The sequence below is a fragment of the Acinetobacter sp. R933-2 genome, from assembly GCF_030325485.1.
Taxonomy (GTDB): domain Bacteria; phylum Pseudomonadota; class Gammaproteobacteria; order Pseudomonadales; family Moraxellaceae; genus Acinetobacter; species Acinetobacter sichuanensis.
In genome coordinates, this window is the sequence record NZ_JACAIJ010000018.1 from 62,448 (window position 1) to 72,676 (window position 10,229).

General features: G+C 36.9%; 8 protein-coding genes. 3 read left to right on the top strand and 5 right to left on the bottom strand.

Annotated features, from left to right (window positions below; all coding sequences use genetic code 11):
- Window positions 1–40 precede the first annotated feature (40 nt).
- Window positions 41–1,459, top strand: coding sequence for a cell envelope integrity protein CreD (gene creD, locus HX005_RS16890; protein WP_286378245.1), 1,419 nt, complete (start codon window positions 41–43; stop codon window positions 1,457–1,459).
- A gap of 334 nt (window positions 1,460–1,793) precedes the next feature.
- Entirely contained in the window at window positions 1,794–2,150 is a 357-nt protein-coding gene (locus HX005_RS16895; protein WP_286378246.1) for a RidA family protein, read from the top strand.
- A 109-nt stretch (window positions 2,151–2,259) separates the two neighbouring features.
- On the opposite strand, the gene HX005_RS16900 is transcribed toward HX005_RS16895, so the two are convergent.
- Both HX005_RS16900 and HX005_RS16905 read right to left on the bottom strand, forming a co-directional pair.
- On the bottom strand, window positions 2,260–2,796 hold the full coding sequence (locus tag HX005_RS16900; protein ID WP_286378247.1) for a DUF2726 domain-containing protein: 537 nt from the start codon (window positions 2,794–2,796) through the stop codon (window positions 2,260–2,262).
- 376 nt (window positions 2,797–3,172) lie between these two features.
- Entirely contained in the window at window positions 3,173–5,587 is a 2,415-nt protein-coding gene (locus HX005_RS16905; RefSeq protein ID WP_286378248.1) for a YgiQ family radical SAM protein, read from the bottom strand.
- A gap of 362 nt (window positions 5,588–5,949) precedes the next feature.
- On the opposite strand from HX005_RS16905, the gene HX005_RS16910 reads away from it, so the two are divergent.
- Window positions 5,950–6,969: an alpha/beta hydrolase gene (locus HX005_RS16910; RefSeq protein WP_286378249.1), complete on the top strand. Its 1,020-nt coding sequence runs from the start codon at window positions 5,950–5,952 to the stop codon at window positions 6,967–6,969.
- Here the strand turns inward: HX005_RS16910 and HX005_RS16915 are convergent.
- The 3 genes from HX005_RS16915 to HX005_RS16925 all read right to left on the bottom strand — a co-directional run bounded on the left by HX005_RS16915 (window position 6,966) and on the right by HX005_RS16925 (window position 10,019).
- Window positions 6,966–8,183: an MFS transporter gene (locus HX005_RS16915; RefSeq protein WP_286378250.1), complete on the bottom strand. Its 1,218-nt coding sequence runs from the start codon at window positions 8,181–8,183 to the stop codon at window positions 6,966–6,968. The genes HX005_RS16910 and HX005_RS16915 overlap by 4 nt on opposite strands.
- Before the next feature lie 96 nt (window positions 8,184–8,279).
- Entirely contained in the window at window positions 8,280–9,524 is a 1,245-nt protein-coding gene (locus HX005_RS16920; protein WP_286378251.1) for an esterase-like activity of phytase family protein, read from the bottom strand.
- Between the two features lie 72 nt (window positions 9,525–9,596).
- Window positions 9,597–10,019 (bottom strand): NUDIX hydrolase, encoded by a 423-nt coding sequence (locus HX005_RS16925; RefSeq protein ID WP_286378252.1) that lies wholly within the window; start codon window positions 10,017–10,019, stop codon window positions 9,597–9,599.
- Window positions 10,020–10,229: the final 210 nt, after the last annotated feature.

Here is a 10,229-nt window from a genome sequence, read left to right on the forward strand (position 1 = left end):
GCAGACTATGTCCTGACACAATAAGATTCAGGACACCATCATGCGTTCGAGTTTTCTCACTCTTAAAATCATTGCGATTGTCATTCTCGTAGCAATCTTTTCGGCAGCTTTATTGTTTATCTCCAGTCTTGTCTATGAACGACAAGGCTACCAACAAGCCTTCCTCAATGAAATTTCACGTAATAACATCAGCCCACAAACCATTATTTCGCCCTTTATCCGTGTGCCTTATAAAGACAAAGAAGCAAGCACATGTATCAATAAAAACAATGAGCAATACTCATGTATTCAAGAACATGTCATGCTGATCAATGCAGATAGCACACAATGGCAAGCCAATTTTAATGTTTCTAATGATACTTATAAACGTACGATTTATCGCGCCATCAGTTATAACGCGCAACTTTCTGCCAAAGGTATGTTTCAAAAACCAACATTGGAAGCTCATAATTATCAATGGGATAAAGCCGAAATCGTATTTCCAATCCATGATCCACGAGGTTTAAACACACAACCGACCTTGCAAATACTCAATAAAAAATATGCCTTTGAAATGGGCAGCCAAAGCAATGGTCGTTCTAGTTTTGACTTTATGAGTATTTCTGCCAAAAAATATCCTGAGTTAATCCAAACCATACAAAATGGTTTTAGCTTCGACTTAAATACAGATCTGATCGGTCTAGGTAAATTTACTCTTGTTCCAACCAGTCGTCATATCAGCTACCAAGCCACAGGGAACTGGGCAGATGCCAAATATTCTGGGCAAAATTTACCCTTTGAAAAAACCAGTAGTCATCAACAATTTAGCGCTCAATGGAAAAATATTGCTCTAGGCAATCAAAATATGAATCGACTTGCCGAATGTGATAATAATGAATGTCTACGTCAGTTTAGCAATACTGCGACTGCTGAAGCAGCTTATGAAGAAGGTCAAGCCATCACTGAAAGTGGTTTAAGTACTGAATTTTTAGAATCGGTAAATGTCTACACTCAAACTGACCGTGCGATTAAATACGGTATTGTCATTATTATCATCACCTTTGGTTGCTTCTTCTTATTTGAAGTGCTGAAAAGCTTACGTATTCACCCAATTCAATATTCTTTGGTTGCAATCGCACAAGGGATTTTCTTTGTTCTACTCCTTTCGATCAGCGAGTACTATGCCTTTGCATGGGCATATGTCGTGGCGAGCATCGCTTGTGTCGGCTTAATGACATGGTACTTATTCTTCGTGATGAAAGGTTTTAAACCTGCAATCTTATTCGGCATTATTCTCAGTTCACTCTACGCCATCATGTATATGCTGTTGCAGTCTTCAGGCAAGACTTTCCTTATCGGCTCTGTCATTGCCTTTGTCCTACTCGCTGTAGTGATGTTCATTACCCGTAACATCGACTGGTATCAGATCAGCCATCGCCCTAATCGTGAACTAAAATCTTATACACCTCCTCAACCTTAATTTTCATCTATGGATGGTGCAATGCCATCCATCTTTTTATCCATTTTACGGAGATTACCATGCATCACTTAATCATTGATTCTGTAAGAAAAATACAACAACTCTGCCCACTACAATGCAGCCTTGCTGATTGCCTAAATCTATTGCGAACTCAACAGATTCCATTTTTAAATTTGGGCAGTCTGATTATTTGTCCAGATGCACATTGTCTACTGATTTTTCACATGAAAAAATTAAGATGTATAGATAACTATACTAAAACTGCATAAAGCTGATTTGCAGATCAGCCATAATCCCCTACACTGAACAACATCAAGATAATGGGAATATTTGCATGGCTGTACAACGCTTACATGTCGAAAAACGCTTTTCTGAAATTGCCATTTCAGGCAATTTAGTACATCTAGCGGGTCAGCTCGCTTCTGACCTGAGCTTGGATATCAAAGGTCAAACTCAACAGACTTTAGATATCATTGATCGCTTTCTTGCCGATGCAGGCACGGACAAAAGTCATATCATGTCCGTCACCATTTATCTAAAAGATATTGAAAATGACTATGCTGCATTTAATGAACTGTGGGATGCATGGGTTGCAAATATTGAAGCCCTACCAAGAACGTGTGTAGAAGCCAAACTTTATCATCCTGATGTATTGGTTGAAATGACGGTTGTTGCAGTAAAACCTGAATAATCAATGAATAATCAGAATTAAATTTATGATTCAAATTCGGTTGTTTGTTCTACAAATTCTTTAAATTTTATATTTAAAAAATGCATGCTCAGCCATGCATTTTTTATCATTATCCATAAACACGAGAGCGGGCAATACGCTCAGCGTATATTTCTAATTGAGCTGATGAAGCATCTAAAGCATGTACATCATGTGTTTGGATATAATCTTCAAAAAAATCTTCACGTAATTTTTGATATTCTGGTACACCAAAATAACGAATAACACGATAACCTGCCATTTCTAGCAAGGTGTCTTGATTATTATCAGCACTCATTCTTTTCAAAGCATTAGGATCATTTAAAGTAATAATTGAAATAACTTTAAAGTCTTGATCTAAAATAACAAAATCTGCAAACATTTTTTGATATTTACGACGCGTATGTAAATACTTGGTTGTTAATAATGCATCAAAAGAAACATGAGCCAAAATATTGGCTGTAGGTAAAATTTCTTTTATACGGCTATAAGTCATTAATTCATGCGAATTAAAAACTGCACGTTGGCGTAACACGCTATCCACTTTTTGCTTATTTTTCAAACCATTATAAGCAATCAAACTCACAATAGCGAGTATAGCGAGGGTCACAAGAATCATTAAATCCATGATTTCCTTTCCTTATCTATTTTTATAATTTAAAACGATTTCTTACCGTCTTTTATTTCACTTTTCCATCAATAACTTCAATTTACCATCTAACATATAAGATCCCATCTTATACTTTAGATTTTTGATCATTTACTTATGTATTGCTGATTTGATCAATAACGACATTAAAAATATCTTGTTCTTATGACAAAGAAATGACATTTATATCCATTTATAGCGATAATGCTCATGGAATTCAACTTTAACCGATGAAATAATCGAAATATTGTTAGACAATTTAATTTTTTAGATGAAAAAGGATGCTTTTTAATCTAATTATTTTTCACTCAAATATAAAAAAAGGATGCTTACACATCCTCTTCTATTTCAAAACTTAAGCTTTATTTTTTGGCTTAGACTTCGCTTTCGCATTGCCACCAAACGGCTTTTTACTGTCACCTGTTTCACGTGGAGGCAGGCCCGTATGTTGCGTCAAAATCTGACCACGCTCAGGACGTTTTTTAGTATTCGATGGACGTGACTGAGCTTGTCCCACTTTGCTTCGATTACCTTGTTCACCTGTACGTTTTTGTGAGTCACCCGCCACGCTTGAGTTTTTCTTACGTGCAGACTTGTACTCACCCTCAACACTTGCAGGTTGATAGGTCGGAATCAAATGTTGTTTCGAATTTCCAATCAAATCCTGACGACCCATTTCTCTCAGTGCATCACGTAGTAAAGGCCAGTTGTTTGGATCATGATAACGCAAGAAGGCTTTGTGCAGACGACGACGCTTCTCACCTTTAACGATGTCTACATCTTCAGTATAACGTGCCACTTTCGCCAGTGGGTTTTTACCTGTGTAGTACATGGTGGTCGCAGTTGCCATTGGCGATGGATAGAAAGTCTGTACCTGATCGGCACGGAAGCCATTCTTTTTCAACCAAATCGCAAGGTTCATCATGTCATAATCCGTCGTGCCTGGATGCGCGGCGATAAAGTACGGAATTAAATACTGTTCCTTACCCGCTTCCTTACTAAAACGATCAAACATTTGCTTGAAACGGTCATAAGTGCCTATGCCCGGCTTCATCATCTTGTTGAGTGGACCTTTTTCGGTATGCTCAGGCGCAATTTTTAAATAACCACCGACATGATGCTGTACCAACTCTTTGACATATTCAGGGTTTAATACCGCTAAGTCATAACGTAAACCTGAACCAATCAAAATCTTTTTAATGCCCGGCAAAGCACGTGCTTTACGATACAACTGTGTTAATGGCGCATGATCAGTATGTAGGTTCTGACATACACCAGGGAATACGCATGAAGGCTTACGACAGTTTTTCTCAATCTCAGGGTCTTTACACGCCAAACGGTACATATTTGCCGTTGGTCCGCCCAAGTCTGAAATAATCCCTGTAAAGCCCGGTGCTGTATCACGGATTTTTTCGACTTCACGAAGAATAGATTCTTCAGAACGGTTCTGGATAATACGACCTTCGTGTTCTGTGATCGAACAGAAAGTACAACCACCGAAACAGCCACGCATAATATTCACAGAGAACTTAATCATGTCAAATGCAGGAAAACGTGCATCTTTATACGCAGGATGTGGCAGACGTGCATAAGGCAAGTCAAACACATAATCCATTTCTTCAGTGGTCAATGGAATTGGTGGTGCATTTAACCATACATCACGTTCACCGTGCTTCTGAACCATGGCACGTGCATTCCCAGGATTGGTTTCCAAGTGCAAAATACGGTTGGCATGTGCATACAACACAGGATCATTCGCCACCTCTTCAAAAGCAGGTAAACGAATCACCGCCAACTCACGTGGTGGCAATTTGTGTTTAATGGCTTTAGATGCGGGCTGTAATTGGACAATTTGAGTATTTTCATCCAAATTATCGCCTTCACGAACGATTGGATTTGCAACCAGTTCTTTTTGGAAATTTTGATACTGGGTTAAAGAATTGCCCTTATCTTTTTCAATTTCACAACCATCCAAATCCTCAGTCATCACATAAGGATTGATGATCGGGTCTACACGACCAATCGCATCGACATCATTAGACGCGATTTCAACAAATTTCGCTTTAGATGCACGATTATGTTTATTGATAATAAAAGCCGTACCACGAACATCGGTAATGTCTGTGATCTTTTCACCACGTGCCAAACGATGCATCACTTCAGTAATCGAACGTTCACCATTCCCATACATCAACAAGTCAGCTTTAGAATCCATCAACACCGAACGACGAACTTTGTCTGACCAATAGTCATAATGCGCAATACGACGCAAAGAAGCTTCGATACCGCCCAACAAAACAGGCACATCAGGATACGCCTCACGCACACGCTGGCAATACACTGTCGCGGCACGGTCTGGACGTTTATTTGGCTGATTATCAGGCGAATAGGCATCATCTGAACGGATTTTACGATCTGCCGTATAACGGTTGATCATGGAGTCCATATTGCCTGCGGTCACGCCCCACGCAATATTCGGTTTACCTAAGACTTTGAATGCTTCAGCTGAAGTCCAATCAGGCTGTGCAATGACCCCGACACGAAAACCTTGCGCTTCCAAAGTACGCCCGATAATTCCTGAACAGAAAGAAGGATGGTCGATATAGGCATCGCCACAGACTAAAATAAAGTCACAACTGTCCCAGCCGAGTAAATCCATTTCCTCACGTGACATTGGCAAAAATGGTGCGGGTTCAAAGCACGATGCCCAATATTTGTCATAATCAAACAACGCAGTAGGCGCAGTTTGAGCAGTATAAGCGGTCGACATGGTGAATTTCTCGATTGGCAGTTGGCGATCGGGAGAGATCTAAGATGAAAGTTGATCATTTTAACATGAATTTACCTCATGTTGCTTGATTAAAAAACACACAAAAACAAATAACTGAAAATTTACTTCTTTTTTATAAATTACTTGAAAATACATCACTTTTTAAAAGCGATATTTGCTATTTGAGTTGTAATCGAATAAAAATCCGACAAATGGTTAATTTTATATTTTATTTAAATTCAATGACTAATTTATAAAATTGGCAAAAATGATCATAAAATACTTATAAACAAACATTTTTGCACATCTTTTTTCAAAAAATTCACTTAATCTCACTCAAATAATAAAACGAGAACTACATCATGGTTCTAAAAAAGATTTTTTTATCCTTTATCGTATTTTTATATACATTTGTATCAGCTTCTTCTCTCAAAGCCAAAACTTATACCGAACAAAAAGCATGGAAAGATTTACAAAATCAGTTACCAGAACAATATCGACTCACCAATGAAAATGCACCGCAAGAATATTTTTGGTCATGGCACAATTACCGTGTTCATGTTGACACCTATCCACAACCACAATCTACAGCGAAAATAATTTTATTGCATGGCGTTGGAACGAATGGTAGACAGCTCAGTTTAATTTTAGGGCATCCTTTAGCACAAGCAGGTTATGAAACGATAGCACTCGATTTACCAGGCTATGGGCTAACTGAATATCCTTCAAAAAGTGCAATTCGTTATGATGACTGGGTGCAATTGGTCAGTGATTTTGTTAATACTGAAGCTCAAAAAGATGATCGTCCAATTTTTCTTTATGGTTTATCTGCTGGTGGTATGCTAACTATGCATGTCGCAATGCAAAATAGAAATATTAAAGGCATCATTGGAATGACTTTTCTAGACCAACAAAGAGTAGGTGTAAAAAAAGCAACCATGCGTTTTAGCCCTTTAAGCCCTGCTCTTCTTCCAAGTATGAAAATTGGAGCAATGACCCCAGTCGTGAAAAGTATTCCATTACCCATGTCCCTTGTTTCTAAAATGTATGCCTTAACAAATAATAAAAAAGCATTAAAAATTATGCTGCAAGATAACACTTCAGCAGGTAATAGTATGTCTATTCAATTTCTAAATAGTTATATGAATTATAAACCTAAATATGATTTATCCAGTTTTAGTCAATGTCCAGTTCTCTTGACGCAGCCTGCTGAAGATCACTGGACACCACTTAAACTTAGTCAACCTGTTTTAGATCGGCTCTCAGTTCCGCATCAAGTCGTATTATTACCTAAAGGCGGACATTATCCTGTAGAAGCGGAAGCATTGGAGCAATTGAAAAAAAGTAGTATTGAGTTTATTCAAAGTAATTTAAAACATTAATGATGTATCGTCATTTTTTGCATTTGATGTAGTTTTAAGGCAATAAATACACCAATGAATAATACCATTGTGATGGTCAGGGTTAATCCCAACCATCCATACTTTTCCCAGACTAAACCGTTGGCACTTCCTAAAAAGCTTGAACCTAAATAGTAGCAAAATAAATACAGTGATGATCCAACCGCACGATACTGTAAAGATTGAACCGAAACCCAACTACTTGAGGTTGAATGCGCTGCGAAAAATGAAAAGGTGAAGATCAATAATCCAATTAAAATAACCCAAAGTGAAGGGATTAACATGATCCATAAACCTAGAATCATTGTGATAAACATTGCAATTAAAACTTTGTCTCGACCAAACTTTCTACTCCAACTGGCTGCACGTGGTGAACTATAAATTCCTGATAAATAAGCAATCGAAATTAAACCGATCCAAGTTTGTGATAGTTCAAAAGGCTTTTCCAAAAGATGATAACTCATGTAATTAAACACAGTGACAAAGCATCCCATCAGAATAAAACCTTGTGCAAACAACAACCGTAACTTAGGATCAGATAAATTTTTCTTAAATGATTGGATAAAACGAGAAAATTGAATTGGATAAGACTTAAAGTGTTTAGAAGCTGGTAAAGCAATATAAAAAACCACAGCAATCAATAAATTAAGCACACCAATAACCATCGTTGCTGTTTGCCATGAAATATAATCCAGCAATACTCCTGCAATCAAGCGCCCGCCCATTCCCCCGATTGCTGTTCCTGAAATATATAGTCCCATAGCAAAACCGACATCTTTTTGTGCAATTTCTTCGCCAATATAAGTCATGGCAACAGATGCAACGCCACTTACTGCTAATCCAACCATCATTCGGGTTGCAAGAAATACCTCCCAATAAGGTAAAAATGCACTTAGTAAGAGTAAGCTTGCTGTAGAAAATAATGAGATTGCCATAATCGGCTTACGACCAAAACGATCCGAAATTAAGCCAGCAAAAAGGAGCCCTAAAGCCAAAGCAATGGTCGAAAATGACAGTGGAAAACTACTATGAGTTGGAGAAATCTGAAAAAACTTTGCCAAAAATGGCATCATCGGTTGCACACAATACAACGATGAAAAAACCGCAAAACCTGCCAAAAACAAAGATAGTAAAATCGCCATAAAAGACTTACTACCATATTCTATATAATCTGCATTTTCGGCTAAATCAGACATAATCACTCCTTATGTCTGTTCAGTATACGCCTGTTTTAGAACTACATAAAAACAAAACCCCTTTTATGAAGGGGCTTGTTCTTATCTGCTTAAAATTTAATAAAGTGCTTGAGGTAATTTAATTTGAATAATTTCATTATCATCAGCACGTTTTCCATTACGCCCTGATGAACCAGGAAAATTATTATCATTCAACACAGTTAACGTTGTGCTATTTTCAATAATTACATCTTCAATTGTTTCAAATGGAAAAGCAAAATTCTTTTCAGTTCCAATATCTCCATCTCGAATTGTGCCATATAAATGATGAGGATTAGCAATATTCATCAAATCGACAAGATCAGAACGCTTTACAGCCTGACCAGACTCACCTAGTTCAATTTTAATGAGTTTTTTATAAGCATCTAACTTATTTTGACTTGGATCACGCTCAATAATAATACCTGACTTGTCATCAAAGAGTTGGAAGTCACCAATATTTGTTGCTTTATCATTTAAAGTAAAATAATAATATTTTCCAGTATACGCTTTTTTCTTAATATCAAACTGTGAAATGAGTAGTTGCTTATTGCTTTCACCTATTAATGGTTTTTCTAGTAATGGATATAAATATTGCCCATCTTTCGACAATGCCATCCCCTCAAAACCACCACTCTGCTGTGTTAAAGGTTCAACATAGTTAATATTGGCTTTATTCAGTTGATTCTGAGGTGAACGCAATTCTGTCCCTTTTTTGAGGGGATTCGGCAATGAAATTGGTGCATCAATCAGTACACCATCTTTGTCAAAATGTAGCAAATAAGGACCAAATTCATCTCCAATCCAGTAACTACCATCTTCTGTTCTTTGAATCGATTCTGGATCAAAATCTGCACCTGTCAACAAACGATCCGTTGTATTTTGATTGATAATATCAAATGGAATCAGTTTATTTGGATCACGTAACTGAATAAAGCTCATGACTTGAACTTTTGCAGAGCCAGCCGTCTGAGTTCGAAAATCAGGCTTAATTTGATAAATTCGTAATAGGAAATCTGAAGAATTATCCTGTGTACCAAAACCATTATCAGCCATGACCATATAAGTACCATCACCATTTTTTAAAGCACCAGAAAAACCTTGTACTGGCTGTCCTTTAAATGGTGGAAAAATACCATTGGCGCCTTTGACAAAACTTCCTGAATTCGGTCCCGAAGCATAAGTTTCAACATCTAATCGAGCAAATGAAACTAAGGTTGGCACTGTGACAGTAGATTCGTTATACACATCATTGTCATCATCATTACATGCAGTTAATCCTAAAATGACCAAAGTCAGCAAAGAATAAGTAAGCTTTTTCATATAAATCTTTTTAAATAAAGGTGTTACATCATTTAAAATCATTTTTATGACAGTCTTACGAAAACATGATAATCATTTATATTTTGATTCATAATTATCTTGAATAAATACCAATAAGTCCTGAAATAGTGGATGCCAGTCACTCGTAGGTTTTGTATATAAAAAATGCCAAAAAAATTTAAATTCTAAACCACCATCATCATGGCAATAATGCACCCATTGATCTAAAAGATTTTCCTGCGTTTCACATACAAAAACATACCAATCTGGTCCATTTTCTTTTGGATAATGAATACCTAAAAATTTTTGTATATGAGCACCTTGAATCCCTGCCTCTTCAAAGAGCTCGCGTAAAGCAGCTTCTTCTAAACTTTCATTTAACTCCACAGTGCCTTTTACAATCTGAATCCCAGCCAAAGGATGTTGAAATACTAAAAGCTGTAATCCTAAATCATGTTGTCTTAAAATAATTGGTACAACTTTTTTAATTTGCATATTTTTAAGAAAGATCCATTTTTGGATTATATATTACTCATTTTTCTTTATAGCATTTAAAATGAAACTTGAGCTAAGTTTTCTTTTATCAAAAATGCTATTTACTAGGTAAATAGCTAATTTATGAATTAAGCATAAAAAAGCCCCCTCGCTTTGAGGGGGCTTTTAGATTTAAAAGCTGGCGATGACTTACTCTCACATGGGTAACCC